18 protein-coding genes are annotated in these 19,312 nt (G+C 61.9%); 7 read left to right on the plus strand and 11 right to left on the minus strand.

What is annotated here, in order from left to right:
• Nucleotides 1-75 precede the first annotated feature (75 nt).
• The 5 genes from ACSSVG_RS06705 (at nt 76) to ACSSVG_RS06725 (ending at nt 5,719) form a co-directional block, all read left to right on the plus strand.
• Nucleotides 76-1,125 carry a LacI family DNA-binding transcriptional regulator gene (locus ACSSVG_RS06705; protein WP_231341949.1) on the plus strand — a complete coding sequence of 350 codons (1,050 nt, stop codon included), beginning with the start codon at nt 76-78 and terminating at the stop codon, nt 1,123-1,125.
• Between the two features lie 41 nt (nt 1,126-1,166).
• Nucleotides 1,167-2,756 carry a glycoside hydrolase family 32 protein gene (locus tag ACSSVG_RS06710; RefSeq protein ID WP_492418020.1) on the plus strand — a complete coding sequence of 530 codons (1,590 nt, stop codon included), beginning with the start codon at nt 1,167-1,169 and terminating at the stop codon, nt 2,754-2,756.
• Between the two features lie 12 nt (nt 2,757-2,768).
• The gene (locus ACSSVG_RS06715; protein ID WP_492418022.1) at nt 2,769-3,710 is read left to right on the plus strand and encodes a carbohydrate kinase family protein; all 942 of its coding nucleotides are present in this window, start codon (nt 2,769-2,771) and stop codon (nt 3,708-3,710) included.
• A 46-nt stretch (nt 3,711-3,756) separates the two neighbouring features.
• Nucleotides 3,757-5,112 (plus strand): NosD domain-containing protein, encoded by a 1,356-nt coding sequence (locus tag ACSSVG_RS06720; protein ID WP_492418023.1) that lies wholly within the window; start codon nt 3,757-3,759, stop codon nt 5,110-5,112.
• A gap of 76 nt (nt 5,113-5,188) precedes the next feature.
• Nucleotides 5,189-5,719 (plus strand): GNAT family N-acetyltransferase, encoded by a 531-nt coding sequence (locus ACSSVG_RS06725; protein ID WP_253466241.1) that lies wholly within the window; start codon nt 5,189-5,191, stop codon nt 5,717-5,719.
• A 22-nt stretch (nt 5,720-5,741) separates the two neighbouring features.
• Here ACSSVG_RS06725 and ACSSVG_RS06730 read toward each other — a convergent pair whose 3' ends face one another.
• Genes ACSSVG_RS06730 through ACSSVG_RS06755 form a run of 6 tightly spaced genes read right to left on the minus strand, consistent with a single transcriptional unit; the run spans nt 5,742 to nt 12,233 of the window.
• Complete coding sequence (locus ACSSVG_RS06730; protein ID WP_492418025.1) at nt 5,742-6,476, minus strand: SDR family NAD(P)-dependent oxidoreductase; 735 nt, start codon at nt 6,474-6,476, stop codon at nt 5,742-5,744.
• Nucleotides 6,473-7,333, minus strand: coding sequence for a sugar phosphate isomerase/epimerase family protein (locus tag ACSSVG_RS06735; RefSeq protein WP_492418027.1), 861 nt, complete (start codon nt 7,331-7,333; stop codon nt 6,473-6,475). Before ACSSVG_RS06735 ends, ACSSVG_RS06730 begins: the two co-directional genes overlap by 4 nt.
• Entirely contained in the window at nt 7,330-8,448 is a 1,119-nt protein-coding gene (locus ACSSVG_RS06740) for a Gfo/Idh/MocA family protein (protein WP_492418029.1), read from the minus strand. Before ACSSVG_RS06740 ends, ACSSVG_RS06735 begins: the two co-directional genes overlap by 4 nt.
• Complete coding sequence (locus tag ACSSVG_RS06745; protein WP_231341941.1) at nt 8,445-9,812, minus strand: MFS transporter; 1,368 nt, start codon at nt 9,810-9,812, stop codon at nt 8,445-8,447. Before ACSSVG_RS06745 ends, ACSSVG_RS06740 begins: the two co-directional genes overlap by 4 nt.
• 52 nt (nt 9,813-9,864) lie before the next feature.
• Nucleotides 9,865-10,866 carry a zinc-dependent alcohol dehydrogenase gene (locus tag ACSSVG_RS06750; protein ID WP_231341940.1) on the minus strand — a complete coding sequence of 334 codons (1,002 nt, stop codon included), beginning with the start codon at nt 10,864-10,866 and terminating at the stop codon, nt 9,865-9,867.
• Nucleotides 10,863-12,233, minus strand: a complete 1,371-nt coding sequence (locus tag ACSSVG_RS06755; protein ID WP_492418032.1) for an FAD-binding protein — start codon at nt 12,231-12,233, stop codon at nt 10,863-10,865. Before ACSSVG_RS06755 ends, ACSSVG_RS06750 begins: the two co-directional genes overlap by 4 nt.
• Nucleotides 12,234-12,428: 195 nt before the next feature.
• Between ACSSVG_RS06755 and ACSSVG_RS06760 the strand changes: the two genes are divergently transcribed.
• On the plus strand, nt 12,429-13,472 hold the full coding sequence (locus ACSSVG_RS06760; RefSeq protein ID WP_492418034.1) for a LacI family DNA-binding transcriptional regulator: 1,044 nt from the start codon (nt 12,429-12,431) through the stop codon (nt 13,470-13,472).
• 47 nt (nt 13,473-13,519) lie between these two features.
• Here ACSSVG_RS06760 and ACSSVG_RS06765 read toward each other — a convergent pair whose 3' ends face one another.
• Both ACSSVG_RS06765 and ACSSVG_RS06770 read right to left on the minus strand, forming a co-directional pair.
• A complete protein-coding gene (locus tag ACSSVG_RS06765) occupies nt 13,520-13,864 on the minus strand; it encodes a hypothetical protein (RefSeq protein ID WP_492418036.1) in 345 nt (114 codons plus the stop codon).
• Nucleotides 13,861-14,895 carry a glycosyltransferase family 4 protein gene (locus tag ACSSVG_RS06770; protein ID WP_492418038.1) on the minus strand — a complete coding sequence of 345 codons (1,035 nt, stop codon included), beginning with the start codon at nt 14,893-14,895 and terminating at the stop codon, nt 13,861-13,863. The genes ACSSVG_RS06765 and ACSSVG_RS06770 overlap by 4 nt, the downstream gene beginning before the upstream one ends.
• Nucleotides 14,896-15,042: 147 nt before the next feature.
• Between ACSSVG_RS06770 and ACSSVG_RS06775 the strand changes: the two genes are divergently transcribed.
• The gene (locus ACSSVG_RS06775) at nt 15,043-15,741 is read left to right on the plus strand and encodes a DsbA family oxidoreductase (RefSeq protein ID WP_492418040.1); all 699 of its coding nucleotides are present in this window, start codon (nt 15,043-15,045) and stop codon (nt 15,739-15,741) included.
• Nucleotides 15,742-15,839: 98 nt separating this feature from the next.
• On the opposite strand, the gene arfA is transcribed toward ACSSVG_RS06775, so the two are convergent.
• From arfA to ACSSVG_RS06790, 3 genes are all read right to left on the minus strand, one after another.
• A complete protein-coding gene (gene arfA / locus ACSSVG_RS06780) occupies nt 15,840-17,378 on the minus strand; it encodes an arabinosylfuranosidase ArfA (protein ID WP_492418042.1) in 1,539 nt (512 codons plus the stop codon).
• Between the two features lie 80 nt (nt 17,379-17,458).
• Nucleotides 17,459-18,361, minus strand: a complete 903-nt coding sequence (locus ACSSVG_RS06785; RefSeq protein WP_253466235.1) for a carbohydrate ABC transporter permease — start codon at nt 18,359-18,361, stop codon at nt 17,459-17,461.
• A 2-nt stretch (nt 18,362-18,363) separates the two neighbouring features.
• Entirely contained in the window at nt 18,364-19,284 is a 921-nt protein-coding gene (locus ACSSVG_RS06790; RefSeq protein ID WP_231340528.1) for a carbohydrate ABC transporter permease, read from the minus strand.
• Nucleotides 19,285-19,312: the final 28 nt, after the last annotated feature.

Genomic DNA, 19,312 nt, shown 5'->3' on the forward strand with positions numbered 1-19,312 from the left:
GCCAGTGCCACCATCAACGAGTAGCCTACTGATAGCCCCCAAGGGCATCACCAACCATAAGGACGTGGGAGTCGGATGAGCAACAAGAACATCGGTATCAAGGACGTAGCCGTCGCCGCCGGCGTGTCCGTCACCACGGTGTCCCATGTCCTCAACGAGGTTTCCTACGCCCGGATCAGCAGCGAAACCAGGGACAAAGTCAAGACCGCGGCCGAGGAACTAGGCTATGGCCCCAACCGCCTGGCCCAGGCCCTTCGCACGCAAAGGACCGGCATGCTGGGGTTGGTGAGCGAGGAAATCGCCACCACTCCCCACGCCGGCCGGATCATCCTGGGCGCTGATGAGGCCGCCAAGGCCCGGGGCTACAATCTCATGATCATCAACACTCCGGGCTCCGCCAGCCTCGAATCGAGGCAAGCCGACGTCCAGGCCCTCCTGGAACGTCGCGTGGACGGAATCCTTTATGCCACCATGTACCACCGCAATGTGGAACTCCCGGACAACCTGGGCAGCGTCCCGTCCGTGCTGGTGGACTCCGTCGCTATCGGCGGCAACATCACGGCTGTGGTCCCGGACGAGGACGGAGGTGCCCGCGCCGCTGTTGGTGCACTCCTCGACGCCGGCCACACCCGGATAGCTTTCATCAACAACACCGACGACGTCCCCGCGACCCGCCAGCGGCTTCAGGCCTTCCGGGCCATGCTCACCGAAGCAGGGCTCGACGGCGATGCTGCACCTGTCGAGTCCGAGATCTCGGAAGTGCAGGGCGGCTATGAGGCGGCCAAACGGATCCTGTCGCGGGATGACCGCGCCGATATTCCTACAGCCTTGTTCTGCTACAACGACCGCATGGCAATGGGCGCCTACCGGGCCGCAGCCGAGTTGGGCCTCAGTATCCCGGCGGACCTTTCAGTTGTTGGTTTTGATGACCAGGAACTCATCGCGGCCAACCTCTACCCCGGGCTGACCACCGTGGCCCTCCCCCACTACGAAATGGGTGCCTGGGCCACTGAACACCTCATAGACGCTATCGAGGGCAAGGACGATCTGTCCTTGATGGCGCTCCACCCAACCATTCTGGGTTGCCCGTTGGTCAGCCGCGAATCAGTCGCAGCTCCGCGGTAACCCCAACAAGCCACTTCAACGTCCCAAAAGGAACGCACCACATGTCCAGTAGCCTTGATGCCGCACGCCCGGAAACAGCCCCGGCCGTAACTCCCCGATTCCGGCCTGCCATCCATTTCACGGCAAGGGACACCTGGCTGAACGATCCCAATGGCTTGGTTTACCACGACGGTTTGTATCACCTCTTCTTCCAGAACAACCCTTACGGCAACGTCTGGGGGAACATGTCCTGGGGCCACGCCACCTCCACGGATCTCCTGCAGTGGACGGAGCATCCTGTCGCTATTGCCGGCGATGAGAAAGAGGACATCTTCTCCGGAAGCGTGGTGGTGGACCACGGAAATACCTCCGGTTTTGGCACCGTGGAGTCACCGGCTTTGGTGGCTGTGTACACCAGCGCCTTCAAGGCAGGAACCCTTCACAGCGGGACGCAGGCCCAATCCCTGGCGTACAGCACCAATGGCGGAATGACATGGCGCAAATACGATCAGAACCCTGTGGTGACCAGGAACTCGGAGCACTTCCGCGATCCCAAAGTGTTCCGTTACCACGGCGGGGAAGGTTCCTTTTGGGTGATGGTCGCCGTCGAAGCGCAGCAGCAGAAGGTGGTTTTCTACCGCTCCGACGACCTCAAACGCTGGGACTTCCTGAGCCACTTTGGTCCGGCCAACGCCGACTCCGGTGAGTGGGAATGCCCCGACCTCTTTCCCTTGGCGGTGGACGGGGATCCACAGAACATCAGATGGGTGCTGATCGTCAACATCAACCCCGGTGCGGTGGCGGGAGGTTCGGGCGGCCAGTATTTCGTCGGGCACTTCGACGGCGTCCATTTCCTCCCGGATGCCGGTTCTCTGGTGGCTCCTGCCGGTCTCTCGTCAATCGGAGACGCGGATGAGGCAGCTGCGGGACTGCAGCGCTGCATGTGGCTGGATTGGGGACGTGATTGCTACGCTTCCGTGTCCTTCAGCAACACCCCGGATGGCCGGCGGATCATCATGGGTTGGATGAATAACTGGGACTACGCCAACCAGTTGCCCACGGCACCGTGGCGGTCCTCCATGACTCTTGCCCGAGAGGTCGTGCTGAGTTCAGTGAACGGCGATTCCGTCAGCGGCGATTCCTTGACTGGCGCCACCCGCCTGGTCCAGCGGCCCATCCTGGGAGATCTGAAACAAGAGCTTGCCAAGTCCGGCAGCTTCACGCTGGGCGCCAACGCCTTCCGGTTGCCGGATGCAAGGCCGGATACCGCTCAAGTGATCGAGGCTGACATCGTGCCGGGAACCGCCGAGCGCGTTGATCTGCGGCTTCTCGCGAGGGCCGACGGGAGCCAGGGCACTGTACTGAGCTACACCACAAGCAACGGCCGCATCACCCTTGACCGCACCCGGTCAGGCGACACCACGTTCCACGAAAAGTTCGCGTCAGCCGAATCAGCGCCCGCTGCCTTGGAGGACGGCATCCTCAAGCTGCTCATCGTGGTGGACCAGAGCTCAGTGGAAGTCTTTGCCCAGGACGGCAAGGTGGTCCTGACCGACCTCGTTTTCCCGGACGCCGGGAGCCAGGAGAACTGGCTGACCGCCGAGGGCGGCACAGCAACGGTTCTGAAGCTTACGGTCTCGTCACACGTATAAGGAGAAGCAGGAATGAACAACGTTCAAGCAACCCGACAGGGCTCGGGCGCCGACGTCGTAGTTGTCGGTGAAGCTCTGATCGACATCGTCGTTTCGTCACGGGGCACCGTTGAGCACCCGGGAGGATCCCCCGCCAACGTTGCCTACGGGCTCGGGCGGCTCAACGTATCAACCGCCCTGTTGACGTCCATCGGAGATGACCACCACGGTGCTGCCATCGAGCGGCACTTGGCGAGCGCCGGCGTCGAACTCCTGACCGCTGCCGGGAGGCCCGGCCGGACTGCTACGGCCACCGCCACCCTGGCGTCGGACGGTTCAGCCCACTACGACTTCGACATCCAATGGGAGCTTCCCGCCATTGCCCCCGTGAGCGTGCCAAAAATCCTGCACACGGGATCAATCGCCACCTTCCTGGAGCCTGGAGCATCCGCGGTACGACAACTCCTGGAGCAGGTGCATCAGCGATGCGTAGTCACCTACGATCCCAACGTCCGCCCTGCCCTGCTGGGCAGCCAGACCGAGGCAAAGACCATTTTCGAGGACCTCATCCCCCTGATCGAGGTGGTCAAACTCAGCGACGAGGACGCACGGTGGCTCTACCCTGGCTGGTCGCTTGAGGACGCTTCACAGCGCATATTGGACCTTGGGGCCGGGCTTGTTGTGGTCACCAAGGGCTCCGAAGGATCCATGCTTTCAACCCCCGACGCGCGGCTGTTGGTTCCCTCCTTGAAGTCCACCGTGGTGGACACCATTGGCGCCGGTGACTCGTACATGTCCGCCCTGATCTACGGGCTTCTCCTGACCGGGGCGGTCGGCTTACGGCAAGAGGCTCTGGAATCGTTGGGACGAAGGGCCACCAAGGCCGCGGCCATCACAGTGCGGCGCGCGGGCGCCAACCCACCGACGTCGGACGAACTGCTGGGTGACGTGGTTGAACACCAACCTGCCCTCTGACCACGCCCAAACAACCCACCGCATACACATCAAGGGAACTCAAGCCATGTCCAGCAAGAACTACTACGACGTGACCAACTGGCCCATCGGCAATCCGTCCGACGACGTCGGCGAGGTCATCAACAGCATCATCGCTGACATCAAGGAACGGCAGAACGCCTCAGACGTCAACGACGGCGGAAAGCCGGGAGCGGTGATCTACCTGCCGCCGGGTGACTACCGCCTGCGCACCCAGGTTTTGATAGACATCAGCTTCCTGAGGATTCAGGGCTCGGGCCACGGGTTCACCTCCTCAAGCATCCGATTCAACGTCCCCGAAGACGAATGGCCCGATCTGCACGAACTGTGGCCGGGTGGGAGCCGCGTCCTGGTGGACCTGCTCCCGGCTGGCGGGGGCACTGACCTGTCCAAGGCTGACCCGGCCAAGGGAGCTGCCTTCCGGGTTGAACGTGCGGGCAGTCCCCGGATCAGTTCGGTGGAGTTCGCCAACTTCTGCATCGATGGGCTCCACTTCGCTCCGGACGGCTCGGAGCTACCCGCGGAAAACAGCTATGTGAATGGGAAGACCGGCATCCACGTCTCAAGTGCCAACGATTCCTTCCGCGTCAACGAGATGGGTTTTATCTACCTCGAACACGCCCTGACCATCCACAACGCGGACGCACTGTCCATCCACAACAACTTCATCGCGGAATGCGGAAGCTGCATCGAGCTGCGTGGCTGGGGACAGGCGTCCAAGGTCACCGACAACCTGATCGGCGCCGGCTTCAAGGGTCATTCCATCTACGCGGAAAACCACGGCGGGCTCCTTGTCACCGCCAACAACGTCTTTCCCCGAGGAGCGAGCAGCGTCCACTTCAACGGCGTAACCCGTTCGAGCGTCACCAACAACCGCCTGCATTCCTTCTACGCGGGCATGGTCGTCCTCGACGGGAACAGCTCGGAAAACCTCGTGGCCACCAACCACTTCCTCCGTGACCACGAGCCCTGGACACCCTTCCTGGGGATCGACAACGGGCTGGATGACCTCCACGGAGTCCTGAGTGTCAGCGGCAACAACAACTCCGTGATCGGCAACCACTTTTCCCAGATCATCGATTCGGCGAGTATCCGTCCCGAAGGCGCGACGCCGGTCATCATCCGGTTGCGCGAAGGTACAGGGAACTTCGTGTCCAACAACCACGTCGTTGCAATGAACGTGCATGCCACCACCAGTGACGATTGCTTCGAAGGTCAGGTGGACGCCCTGCTGACAACAGACGCTGCTGATGCCCTTTCCGTGACGGCTGTCCTGGTTGACCCCGAATCAACACGCAACACCATCCTCGATTCGGGCAGTGAACGGCAAGTACTCGCGGACAGGACTACCAACGCCTTCAGGGCCACCCCCACGGTGGACTAGGAGTTTTCGTACAGCTAATGCCCTTAAGATTCGTTCTTAGGGGCATTACCTGTACAAAAACTCCCGGGGGGACCACGTGACTGAAACCATCCGCACCGCAACAACGCACGACGCCGGGAAGCTGGCTGAGCTTGCCGCCATCACCTTCCCGCTAGCTTGCCCGCCGGGCTCTTCGCCGGCCGATATCCAGGCCCACATCGAAAAGACGCTCAGTGAGGCCAAGTTCAAGGACTACCTCGCCGACGCGAACATCACCATCCTGGTGCTCGACGACGACGGGCAGCTGAACGGGTACACGCTCCTGGTTGCCAAGCCGGCCAGCGACCCGGACGTAGCATCCGTGCTGTCCTCGCTCCCTTCCACCGAATTGAGCAAGTGCTATGTGCACCCGGAATACCATGGCAAGGGCGCCGCGTCACGTCTCATCCAGGCGTCGTTGGCCCATTCCGCAGACAAGGGCGCTGCCGGGGTGTGGCTCGGGGTGAACAGCGAGAACGCGAAGGCAATCCGTTTCTATGAGAAAAGCGGCTTCCAACGGATCGGCACCAAGTCCTTCACCCTGGGAAACACCGTGGAGCACGACTTCGTGATGGAATACGAGCTCTGACCGAATCCTGGAAAACGGGCTCCTAGTAAACGGCGCGGCCGCCGGAGAGATCGAACACAAAGCCCGTGGTGTACGAGGCCTCACGTGAAGCGATGAACTCCACCAGGGCTGCTGCCTCCTCAGCTGTCCCCAGGCGACGCATGGGTATTTTCTGCAGGTCTTCGGCTGTCGGCGCCTCTCCGTTGAGCAACGGCGTATCGATCTTGCCAGGTGCGATGGCGTTGATCGTTATGCCCGCGGCGGCGTACTCCTTGGCCAGCGCTTTCACCAAGCCAGTGATGCCGGCTTTGCTCGCTGAATAACCTGTCATCCCCGGAACGCCTTCCTTGCCTGCTGTGGAGGAGAAGTGGATGAGCCGCCCGAAGCCGTTCTCCGCCATAACCGGAAGCACGGCCTTGGAGAGCGCGAACGCCCCGGTGAGGTTGACCCGCAAAAGCAGATCGAACTCTTCGACGGACTCTTCAGAGGACGGCTGAATCTTGCCAAGGATGCCTGCCGTGTTAACAACCACATCCAGGCCACCCAAGCGGGCCACCACTTCCGCAACCACGGCCTGTACCGACTGATTGTCCGTAATATCCATGTCCAGTTGGCTATAGGTACTACCCGAAACAGGCCACCGCGACGATGGAAGGTCCGCGCCGATGACTCGGTGACCGTTGCTGCCAAGCCTCCGCGCAGTTGCCTCCCCTAGGCCGGAAGCCGCTCCCACTATGAGGCATCGAAGTCCTGTACCCGTCAAGTTCAGGGTTTTCATACTGTTTGGCGTTCCCTAACGTTGACGGGTTCTGCGACGTGGCGGCTAAAGCTGTCCACGGTGCGATCCACTATGGTTTGCAGCGGCAACCGCCAGATGTCTTCGTTGAAGATTTCCACCTCGATGGGTCCCGTATAGCCTGCACGGCGGACGGATGAGGTGAGGGCACCAAGGTCGAGGGATCCGTCTCCAGGAAAAAGCCTTCCGTTCATGTTTTCCGGAACGGGCAAGGGAAGCGTGAAATCGCTGACCTGGTAACCGGCGATCCTATTGCCTGCGGCGAGGACGTCGTCGTCGAAATTCGGATCCCAGAACGTTGCGTAGGCGTCGATGAGGATTCCCACACTTTCAACCGGAAAATCCTCGACTACACGGAGCGCCTGGGAAATCGTCGTGACGACGCTCCTGCTCTGAACGAACAACGGATGCAGGGGTTCCAGTGCCAAGCGCACTCCCGCTGCACGTGCGTGTGGCTCAAGTTCCTCCAGCAGGCCGCGAAGCCGGTTTTCGGCGCTGCGGATACACGGATCGTGCAGCGGCAACCCTCCAGCAATGAGCGTCAGCATTGGACTGCCCACCTCGGATGAGAGCTCAAGTGCCCGTTTGACGCCATCCATGGCCGCCCGTAATTCGGCTCCCTCTTTGTCGGCGAGGAAACCCACACGGCAGACCGAACTGACGGAAAGGCCGGTGTCGCTGAGCAACCGGCGGGTCCGGGCCAGGCCGAGCTCTTCCACCGGCTCAATCCAGAGGCCGATGTGTCGGATGCCCGCTCGCATGGCAGCCTCTGCTGTTTCAATCAGGGGGTATGGGCGCGTCGTGGCTTGGTTCAGGCTGAGCTCTACATTGTTCCTCATCGTGAAGCCACCACTTGGTTCAAATGGGGGAAGGCCTGCGCTTCCGTGGATCCCTTGCCGATCCGAACCGGCAGTCCCGTCCGGGCAGACTCGTAGACCGCTGCGACGATCTGCAGTGATTTCATCGCTTCCCGCCCGCTCACGCAGGGTGCGCGGCCACTCCTCACGGCATCGACGAAGTCAGCCACCTGGAGTTTGTGCAAAGGGAGGAGCTTGGCATTCACTTCTGCCACGGGAATGTCCCCCGTAAGTCCGTCCTGGAACACGTCGATGGCTCGTTCTTCACCCCGGACAGCCCACAAGTCGTTGATGGCGTCGGAGCCTTCCGGGTATTCAGAGACGTTGACGGTGGCACCGCGGCTTCCTGTCACCACGATCCGGCTTCCCAGATTGGGCGATGCCGCCACTGTGGCGCTAAGGGTCGCTATCGCACCGGAGGCGAAGGTAATAAGTGCCGCCGCCGTGTCTTCTACTTCGATGGACTCCCCATGGACGAACGTGCCGGCCTTAGCGCTGACCTCCACTGGATCTCCCATGAACCATTGCAACAGGTCTATGTAGTGGATGGCCTGGGTCATCAGCACTCCACCGCCGTCGGCCGCCCATGTACCGCGCCACGCGGCAGCGTTGTAGTAATCGGTCCCGCGATGCAGGAGTACTTGGCAGTGGCCGAGCATCGGCTGCCCGAGCCGGCCGTCGTCGATGGCAGCGCGCAAAGCCAGGGCCCCAGGCCAGAACCTACGCTGGAATACGACGCCGAAAGTAACGTCGTGGCGCTCAGCGGCAGCCACCATTCGTTGGGCTGACGCTACGTCCGTCGCCACCGGCTTTTCACACAGAATGTGAACGCCTGCGGCTGCTGCTTCAGTCACTACTGCCTCGTGGGTGGGGTGCGGCGTGCAGACGCTGAGTGCATCGATCCCCAACTCAATGAGTTCACGAACGGACTGGACCGCTCCGGCAATGCCACGTTCTGCAGCGAAATCCTGGGCGCGGCCAAGATCCACATCGCAGACGCCCACGACGTGGACGTTGGAGATTGCGGAGTAGGACTGGAAGTGGTTGTCGGCGATGTTGCCGCAGCCCACAATTCCTACGCGGAAAGGTTGGTTCATGACTGTTCTCCTGAACGGATGGGGGTGGGCTGGGACTGGTTTGAGATGGGAGATCCGAGTTGATCCAACGGGATTTTGGACGTTTCTTTTGCCGTGAGGGCGCCGGCTACAGCGAGAAGGGAGATGACGGCGGAGATCACTGCCACTGGCAGCCAGTCAGTCGGGTTTCCGGCCGTCAGCGCGGTGTAGATCGTGGGGGCGAAGCCCGCAGCGATCAATCCGATCTGCAGGCCCAGGGCCATTCCCGTCTGGCGGACCTTCAGGTTGAACATCTCCGCGAAGAATGACGGATACGTGGCATTGATGGCCGCGTAAGCGAAGGAGACCGAGAGGAACCCCGTGAGGAACAGCAGGGGGACGTTGCCCGACTGAATCGCGGCGAAGTAGGCGAAGATCATCACGGCACAGCCCAGATTTCCGGCGATGAAGACCGGCTTGCGGCCTACTCGATCGGAAAGGGCAGCGAGCAAGGGCTGCGTCACCAGTGCGCAGATGTGGCTGACGATGAGGACCCACAACATGGTGCTCCGCGGGATGTCGTACACGCTGGTGGCGAAGGAGAGGGCGAAGACTTTGATCACGGTGTCGATGGCGAAGGCGAGTGAGCAGAACGTCACGCGGATAATGGCACCCCAGTGGGACCGGAACACCTCCACAACCGGCACTTTGACCAGCGCGTGCTCAGCCTGGGCTTCCACGAATGCCTCTGGTTCGGTGAGTTTTGCCCGGATCACGAATCCGGCAATGGTGACGAAGGCACTCAGGAAGAACGGGATCCGCCAGCCCCAGCTGAGGAGTTGGGCTTCAGGCAGAGCCGAAATGGGTACGAAGACAAGTGTTGCCAGAACGAAACCGGCCACGATGCCGTTAGGAGCCCAACTCGTGAAGAAGCCGCGGCGGCCTTCAGGAGAAACTTCAATGGTCAATACTGTGGCGGCAGCGGTCTCGCCGCCCACGGAAATTCCCTGGAGAATCCGCAACGTGATCAGCAGGGTGGGCGCCCACACGCCAATCTGCGCGTAGCCGGGCAGGCAGCCGACCAGGAAGGTGGACGTTCCCATGAGGATCAGGATGAAGACCAGCACCTTCTTCCGGCCGATCCGGTCGCCAAAGTGTCCCAAGAGCACTGCACCCAGGGGGCGGGCAACGTAAGAGACCGCGAAGGTGGCCAGCGCAGCCAACGTCGCCACGCCTCCTGCCTCCGGGAAGAAGATCTTCCCGAAAACGAGGGCTGCTGCCAGAGCGTAGATGTAGTTGTCGTAGTACTCCAGCGTTCCGCCGGCCATGCTGGCGACAGCTGCCCGCCGAGGGCTGTTCTTGGCATGCGGTGGAAGCACCGCGGTGTCTTGCAGGGAGGTTTTCACTGATTTCTCCTTCATTGCAGATTCAGTCGTCTTTGGTAATTGCCCTGTTGGGCTAGGGGATGATGAGGGTTTTGCCGCGGCCAAGACGGCCTTGGGCGAAGTCTTCGATTGCCTGGGGGGCATTGCGGAGACCTTGAATGAGGTCATGCGGAAGGGCGTTGAGCCCGTGAAGTGCCACGAGCGCTGCAGCTGTGTGGAGATTGGCAGTGGTGTAGCAGAACGTTCCGGTGATGGTGAGCTCGCGGCGTACCAGGTCACCGGCGGCAGGCAGCGTTCCGCCGGTGGCAAGGCCTGCCACGCAAATCGTGGAGCCCGGCACCATCAGGTCCATCACGGCACTGATGGTGGCGGCACTGCCGACAGTGTCGATCGCAACGTTCCAGCGCTGTCCGGGAACGTCACCGGGAGCCAAGGCGCTCACGCCGAAGGCCTCGATGGCTTCCCTGCGCTGGGGGTCAGGCTCCACCACCGTGATGCTCGCGGCGCCCAGGCTGCGGGCCTGAAGGGCGCAGGCCATTCCGATCGCGCCTCCACCGATGATGCCAAGGTGACTGCCAAACCTTACTTCGGCCCGTGCACATGCGTGGACTCCCACAGCGATCGGTTCGACAAGCGCCAGCGCACGGGAATCCGGTTCCCCGGGAACAAGGATTGTTTGAGCGGCATCCACCGCCACAAAGCTCTGCAGCCCGCCGTCGACGTCCCGTCCCATAAGTTTGCGCTCGCTGCAAAGGCCACGGGAGCCCGCACGGCAGTCCTGGCACTTTCCGCACGTCAGGTTGGGGTCTACAGCTGTCTTTTGTCCAACGGACCTGAACTCCACGTTGGCCCCGACGTCCACAATCGTGCCGCCGAATTCGTGCCCCAGAACAGAGCCTTTCCGGAGACCGTCATGGTCGCCCCGCCAGATGCTGAGGTCAGTGCCGCAGACTCCAACACTTTCGACACGAATCACCACCTGATCCGGACCCGGCGCCGGCCACGCGCTGTCTTCGAAGTCGAGTTGTCCGGGTCCTTCCCACGCTACCCTGCAGCCCACTGTCGAGGTGATCATGAGACTGCAACCAGTTTGTCCGAGGCACGGACAGTGCGCATGGCCGCATCTGCTGCGCGCCGGCCGAAGACGAAACCAAACACGATGCCTCCCACATAACGGAGGTCCTGGGCCCCACCCGCGTCTGCTCCGGCGGCGAACAGCCCGGTGACAGGACGATTGTCGCGGTCCAGAACCTGGCTGTCACCGTTCACCCTCAGTCCGCCGAACGGGATGGTGATGCAGGGCTGGAATTCCACGGCGCGGAACGGGCCCTTCTTGAGCGGGCTTGGACGCTTGGGAAGCGGTGCGTCCAGGCTGACTGATTCGCCATTGGATGCACGCTGGTAGTTCTCCAAGGTCTCCACTAGGCCCACACGGTCAACACCCCAGCCGGCCACCACTTCCACCAGTTCCTCAAGAGTGGCAGTTTCGGCGGTGCGCGCTCCCAACTGGGAGGCCTCAGCATGCCGGTCGAGGGCCATGCCGCTGGGATACGGTACGGCAAGCGCCCGCGTCTGCTGAACTTCGTCATCCCATATCAGAACACCACGGCGTCCCGGTTCACGGACAACTGCCTGGTTGGAGACCTCATCGCCCAGAGACTCGTCGGTGAACCGCCGTCCCAGCCGGTTTACCATGACGCCGTAGGCGGAGAAGTACAAGGTCAGCCGCAAGAACACTTCCGGAGATACAGGCAAGGGGCTGGGCAACGTGTGCCCATAGAAACCTGAAAGGTGACGGCTGGCGGCACCTCCGGCGGCAGCTCCCAAGCGGAATCCGTCGCCCACCGATTGGGGATTGCTTCGGACAGCAATATCATCGGCGCCATTGCCAATGAACTTCTGTTTCAGCTCAGGATCGCCCTGGAATCCGCCTGTGGCCAGGAGAACTGCCCCACTGAGGACGGCGATACGTTCCCCACCAAACTCAAACGAGGCACCGGCCACAGCACCGTCCTCAATGATGAGTTCAATATCGTTCACGCCCGTCAGGAGCCCGCCACCGGTGGCTTCAATTTTTGCCGACCATTTGGAAATCAGCTCTTTGATGTCGATCTTGCAGGCACGGCCCCATTCCAGATGGTCCAGCCATTCATCGCTGACAGTTACACCGGCTTCACGGACATCCTGCACCGCTTGGTCGTAGCCTTCAACCACCAACGGTCCAAGAACAGGATCCCCGTCCGGTTGGATGCTCCGAAGGACGTCAAGATTTGGGGCGGTCCAAAGAATCCCCGCCGACAGTGCGGCAGAACCACCAGGTGCCCCGCCCTTCTCCAGGAGCAGCACCCGTCCCCCGAGGTCCACCGCACGGTTGGCGGCCGCCAATCCAGCCGCGCCCGCACCAACCACGATCAGGTCGAAGGGTTTTGTAAGGTCGGTCATTGCATCTCTCCTTTGAGTTCTAACGGATAACGTTTGCCACTATATCCATAAAGGCATACATCGCAGTGGCAAAGGTTTACCATTACGCTAAGGGTGTACTGACGCACCTGTCAAGCACTTCGTGCCGCGACCAGGGAACCATCCCGGTGGCAGTTAGGCTTGGACGGTTGAATCCACCGAAGGAGTCTGGGAAACATGGCCACATTGCGGGAAGTAGCCGAGCTTGCCGCCGTCTCCGTGGCTACAGCCTCGCGCGTGCTCAATGGCTCAGCCCATCCGGTGTCCCGGGACATTCGCGAGAGTGTCCAATCCGCCGCCCAGACGCTGGGCTACACACCAAGCGCCGCCGCCCAGGCCTTGAAGCAGCAGCGCAGCAAGATCATCGGGGTCATTGCCAGCGACATCCTGGATCCCTACTTCGCCGAGTTGACCCGGGGCATCGAAATAGAAGCCGCCAAGGCTGGATTCGTCACCATCCTGGCCAATGCGAACAGGGACCCTGAACAAGAACGAACCAAGTTCCGCGTTCTCCGGGAGCATCAGGCCTCCGGAATCGTGTTCTGCGGCAGCGACATCGAGGGCTCCCCTGGAACGGCTGAACTGGCGCGGGAGGTCAATCTTGCTGTCAGGGCCGGAACCAGGGTGGTGGCGCTGGCTCCACGCGGATTCGATTCCACCAAAATCGTCATCGACAACCATGCCGCGTCCTACGAATTGACCCGCTATATGCTCTCCCTGGGCCATCGGAGGATTGCATTTGTCGGCGGTATGCCGGGGCTGACAGCCGTGGAACAGCGCGTCATCGGATATCGCCGTGCGATGTTCGAAGCCCAAGCCCTTCCCATGGTGTTGGGGAACGCCGGCATGCGCCAGGAATCCGGGCGGGAGGCAGTGGCGCACCTGATCGCCGCGGGAGAACTGCCCGAAGCGATCGTATGCGCCAATGACGAGATCGCCGTGGGTGTTTTGGCCGGCCTGTGGACCTCCGGCTACCGTATTCCGGATGATGTTTCGGTGGCCGGCATCGGAGGTACCAGAGGCGGGGCGGTCTTCGGCCTCACCACCGTCACCCTTCCGCTTGTGGAACTCGGCGGGCTGGCCGCCGCCTACATCGCCGATGCCGGCCGATCGCCCAAAATCCCCGAAGCCCCGCAATTTGAGCTGCGGCCCGGCACCACAACCGCTGCGAAGGACACCACCGAATCTAGTGAGAGGTACGGCCGCCGCGGCACCCTCTAGAAACTAACCGAACATCTCCCCTGTCAAGGGCGGCCTTGGATCGGACCTCAACTCCAGCCCAGAGGGTGCCCGGTCACGTTCCCTGAGGAGCCGGACGCCTGGATGGTGATCATCGAGCGCCCCAGCAAGTCGTTGTCCGCGGTGAAGGTGCCGAAGGAATCAGGCAGGATGGGTGCCAAATGCAGGACGTTTCGGGTGAAATCTGGGTAGGACCGCAGCAGGATGCGGGCTAATTGCAAGGGCGCCGCAAAAAGCTCCGGAAGTTGACCGCTAAAGTGCTCGGCGGCGTCGAACAGTCCGCTCGCAACCCGGCTGGCTTCCTTCACGAAGCCGTACCGCACGAGACCGAATTCCGAGGTACCAGCGTCCGGATCGGCGTTCCAGGCGGTCATGGGCGAACAGCCTCGTCCACGGGGGCCATGACGCGGGCGTAGAGTTCCAGATGATCGGCCGCCATGCGGGCAGCAGTGAAGCGCTCTTCCACGGTGCTGCGGCACGCTGCCCGGCTGATCCCGGCCACAGCTTCCATGTAACTGGCCAGCTCATTGGACGGGGCGAGGAAGCCGTTGACTCCGTGAGTCAGGATTTCCGGTGCAGCCCCCATGGGAGTGGAGAGTACAGGTGTTCCGGTGGCCAGCGCCTCAATCATCACCAGGCCAAAGGGTTCGGGCCATTGGATGGGGTTCAGCAGGACCAAGGCGTCTCCCATGAGCTCATATTTCTCCGGGTCTGAAAGTTCGCCCAGAAACTCCTCATTGGGTCCTAACAGTGGTAGCACCACCTGGTCATGGAACTCCCTCTCGGCCGGGGTGTGCATCTTGGCAGCAATGCGGAGCGGGACGCCGGCTTTCCGGGAAATGTGCACGGCTTCCAGGAGTCCCTTGTCCGGGCACATCCGGCCCACGAAGCACGCGTAGCCACCCTTTCCTTCACCCGCAGATACTTGGGAGAGGTCAATGCCGTGGTGGATGACAGCCGAGATGGGGAGGTCGGGGACTCCGCTGCACTGGTCATGGGATATGGCCACAATGGCGGTGTTCCGCGCCATGTCGCGGTACAGCCCGGCCGTCCGGCCTGTGAGGGGCCCATGGATGGTAGTCACTACAGGTATCCCCGGTGGACGGTGAGCGTAGAGAGGGCCTGCCAACGTGTGGTCGTGAATGATGTCCACGTGGTGCATTCCGGCGTAGGCCTTGATGACGTGGTTCAGTTCCGATTCGCTGGTCCCCAGCTCCCCGGGTTCTGACTCTCCGAGGTCGGGGACCCTGGGCACAGGACAGGTACTGTCCGATGTTGTGGCTAAGAGAACTTGGTGTCCGGCTGTCATCAACGCGCAGGCGAGGGCGTCCACAACACGTTCCGTTCCGCCGTACTTTTCCGGCGGCACGGTAAACCACGGGCCAACAATGAGTCCGATGCGCATGCTGGAGCCTCCGCGCAAAACCCCCAGTCCAAGGGCTGGCTTCATAACCCTTTTCAAGAGTATTGGGCTTCGGTGGGAACAACAATGGGTGAGCAAAATAACAGCAGTGCAAGGAATGCCCGGCCGGCCTACAGGGTTGCCAACAGCATGAAGATTGAGATCTGGTCAGACGTCGCGTGCCCGTGGTGCTACATCGGCAAGCGCCGCTTCGAGACCGCCCTGGCACAGTTCCCGCACCGCGATTCCGTTGATATCGAGTGGAAGAGCTATCAGCTGGACCCTTCCGTTCCCGAGCACTACGACGGGACGGAGCTGGACTACTTGAGCAACCGCAAGGGCATGGCACCGGAGCAGGTCAAGCAGATGTTCGCCCACGTCACCGAGACTGCCAAGGGCGAGGGCCTGGATTACCACTTCGACAAGGTGGTGGTGGCCAACAGCTTCACCGCCCACCGCCTCATCCACCTTGCTGCTTCCCACGGACGCCAGGACCAAGCCAAAGAGCAGTTGCTCAGCGACCACTTTGAGCACGGCAAGGACATCGGCAACCAGGAGTACCTCACGGAGCTCGGTGCCGCCCTCGGTCTGCCCGCCAACGAAGTTGCAGAACTGTTCACCTCGGACAAATACGCGGAAGAGGTCAACCAGGACATCAATGAGGCCCGCGCCATTGGCGTCACCGGCGTCCCGTTCTTCGTCATCGACCGCAAGTACGGCATCTCCGGGGCCCAGCCCGCGGACCTCTTCAGCCAAGCCCTGAACCAGGCCTGGCAGGAAGCCAACCCCCTGATCCCGGTGGGCGCCTCCGACGCCGAGGCCTGCGGCCCTGACGGCTGCGCAATCTAGCCAGCCAACCGCCGTCGTGCGTTAACCCAACCAGGTGACAGCAAACGTCGCTATGAGTGCTCATAGCGACGTTTGCTGTTACTCAGTCGGGTGGGCGGCTAGCCCTTCACCACGTCAAGCTCGACGACGGCCCACGACAAGGCGGGCAGCGTCAGGCGCAGCTCCGAGCCAGTCGCCTTCACACCTTCCAGCGCCGTCAGGCCCACCCGGCCCGGCTGATCCTGGGTGTTGACGGTCAAGCGGTCGCCGCCCTCGGGGATTTCAAGGACCTCGGCGCGGAGCACCTGTCGGGCGTCGAAACCGCGCAAAGCGACCTCGACGTCGGCGGCTTCTTCCAGCCCACGGTTCGCGAAGAAGAGTGCCACGCGGCCCGTCTCCTCGTTCCACGTCGCACTCACGTCCACCAGGTCCGTGTCGCCAAACCGCGCATTCGAGTACTTGTCCGAGTCCACCGAGAGCCGCAGGATCTGGCCCTTGGCGAGCTCGGCCATGCGTGCGAACGGGTGGAAAATGGTCTGCTTCCACGCCGGCCCGTTCTCTTCCGAGAGGATCGGTGCGATCACGTTGACCAGCTGGGCCTGGTTGGCGATCTTCACGCGATCGCCATGGCGAAGCAGCGAATTGAGCAGGGTACCCACCACCACGGCGTCGGTGACGTTGTACTTGTCCTCAATAACGCGCGGGTGTTCCCGCCAGCCTGCCTTGGCCACATTGTGCGGCTGGTCCTCGGTGTCCAGGCCGCGCTGGTACCAAACGTTCCACTCGTCGAAGGACAGGTTGATGTGCTTCTTGTGCTTGCCCTTGGCGCGCACGGCGTCCGCGGTGGCCACCACTGACTCAATGAAATAGTCAGTATCGACGGCGGAGGCAAGGAAGCTGCCCACGTCACCTTCATGTTCCTGGTAGTAGGCGTGGAGGGATACGTAGTCCACTTCGTCGTAGGTGTGGGTGAGGACGGTCTGCTCCCACGAACCAAAGGTGGGCATGCTGGAGCTGGAACTGCCGCAGGCCACCAGTTCAAGCGAGGGGTCCACGAACCGCATGGCTTTGGCGGCTTCCTGTGCCAGCCGGCCGTACTCGTCGGCGGTCTTGTGGCCGATCTGCCACGGCCCGTCCAACTCGTTGCCGAGGCACCAGAGCTTGATGTTGAACGGGTCCTTGTGGCCGTTTTTGGCGCGGAGGTCGGACAGGTAGGTTCCGCCGGGGTGGTTGGCGTACTCCACGATCTCGCGGGCAGCATCCACTCCCCTGGTGCCCAGATTGATGGCTTCCATGATTTCCGTACCGGCCTGCTTTGACCAGTCCACAAACTCGTGCAGGCCAAAGGCGTTGGTCTCCACGGTGTGCCAGGCACCGTCCAGGCGGCGGGGCCGCTCGCTGACGGGGCCGATCCCGTCTTCCCAGTTGTAGCCCGAGACGAAGTTGCCACCGGGGTAGCGGATGACGGTGGCGCCGAGTTCCTTGACCAGCTTCATGACGTCCTGGCGGAAGCCGTTTTCGTCAGCCTCGGGGTGCCCGGGCTCATAGATGCCGGTGTAGACGCAGCGGCCCATATGCTCCACGAAGGAGCCGAAGAGTCGTCGGGGTACCTCGCCAATGGTGAAGTCGCGGTCGAGGGTGATGCGTGCGCGGGACATGTATCTCCTTGGTTGTGATCTGAAACTGTTGTGCTGAAAACTGTTGGGTTCTGAAACTGGTGGTGGGCGCCGGGTGCCGGTCAGGTGCCGGCGAGTCCCGTCGTCGCGACGCCCTTGATGATCTGGCGTTGGAAGAACAGGAAGACGACGATCAGCGGCAGCGCTGCAAGCAGGGCGGACGCCATGTTCTGCGCGTACTGGATGCCGTAGGCGCTCTTGATGGTCTGCAAGCCGACTGGGAGGGTCAGCAGGTTGCCGTCGTTGGTGGCGATGAACGGCCACAGGAAGTTGTTCCACGCGCCGATGAAAACGAAGATCGCGACGGCGGCCAGGATGGGCCGGGACAACGGCAGGATGATTTGGGTGAAGATGCGCAGGCGGCTGGCGCCGTCCATCACGGCCGCTTCTTCGAGCTCGCGCGGGATTTGGTCGAAGAACTTCTTCAGCACGAACACCATCGCGGGGTGGATGACCTGCGGCAGGATGATGGCCCACGAGGTATCTATCAGGTTCAGCGCCAGCATTTGGTAAAACAGCGGGATGATCAGCACGGGCGGCGGGATGATGATGGACGCGATGATCACGGTCATCAGCACCTTCTTCCCCCTGAAATCGATCCGCGACAGTGCATATGCCACCAGTGCCGAGATCACCAGGGTGATGGCCGTGATGGCCGCCGAGGTGTAGAGCGAGTTCCATGTCCAGAGCGGGATGTTGCCGTCTTGGAACACCTTGACGAACGCTTCAGGAGTGAAGCCCGACGGCGGCAGCCAGGTGACGTCCGGAGCTGCGGCATCCGTCTCGGTCTTGAAAGCGGTGGCGGTGGCCCACGCGAACGGGATCAGCCACAGTACGGCAATAAAGGCGGCGACCACGATGGCCGCGATCCTGCCCACCGTCAGTTTCTTGCGGGGTTGGCGGATCTTGGGGCTGTTACCGGTGGTGGTGCTGGGGGCGGGACGGGTCAGGGTAGGGGTTGCCATGGTTATGCGCTCCTGCGGCGGGTGATGACGAACTGCATGACAGAAACAACCACGATCAGTCCGAAGAAGATGTAGGAGATGGCTGCGGAGTAGCCCAGCCGGTAGCCGGTGAACCCGGTTTCAAAGATGTACTGCACCACGGGGCGGGTGGATCCTGCCGGCCCGCCTGCGGTCATTTGGTACACCTGATCGAAAATCTTCAGTGACGCCAGGATCTGGAGGAGCACAATCATCACGGTGGTGGGGGTGAGCTGCGGCAGCGTAATGGAGAAGAACTGGCGCCAGGCTCCGGCGCCGTCCAGCGATGCCGCTTCATAGTGCTGGGCCGGGATGTTTTGCATGGCGGCCAGGTAGAGCAGGAAGTTGAAGCCCACAGTCCACCAAAGTGTGGCGATCACAATGGCCCACATGGCCACGTTCGGATCGTTCAGCCAGGCAACCCTGGGGAGACCGATTCCCGTCAGGAACTCGTTGATCAGGCCAAGCTGCGGGTTGTACATCCAGGTGAAGAACAGTGAAACCACCGTGGAGGCCAGCAGGTACGGTGCAAAGTAGGAGAGCCGCCACAGCCACTGGGCAGGAAGCCCCACGTTGAGCAATGCGGCCATGACCAGGGCCACGAGGACAAGGGGTACGGTGCTGATCACCGTGAAGTAGAGGGTGTTGCCCAGGGACCGCCACATATCTGCGTCGGCCAATGCCTCGGCGTAGTTGGCGAAACCGATCAGGCTGTCATTGGCCCCGGTCAGGGACTTGCCCGTGAGGCTCATGTAGAAGCCGTAGAGGATGGGCCAGACGAGGAAAACGAGGAAGAACACCAGGAACGGGGTGGCGAACGCCCATCCGCTCACGTTGCTGCGGGATCGGCTCCCGGGTTTGCGCAGGGTCTCCGGCCTCGGCCGGGACAGCGTAGAGGTACTCATGAAAGGACTCCTTTGTCGCTCGGTGCGT

It is taken from the genome of Paenarthrobacter sp. E2MeOHC11 (genome assembly GCF_058744955.1).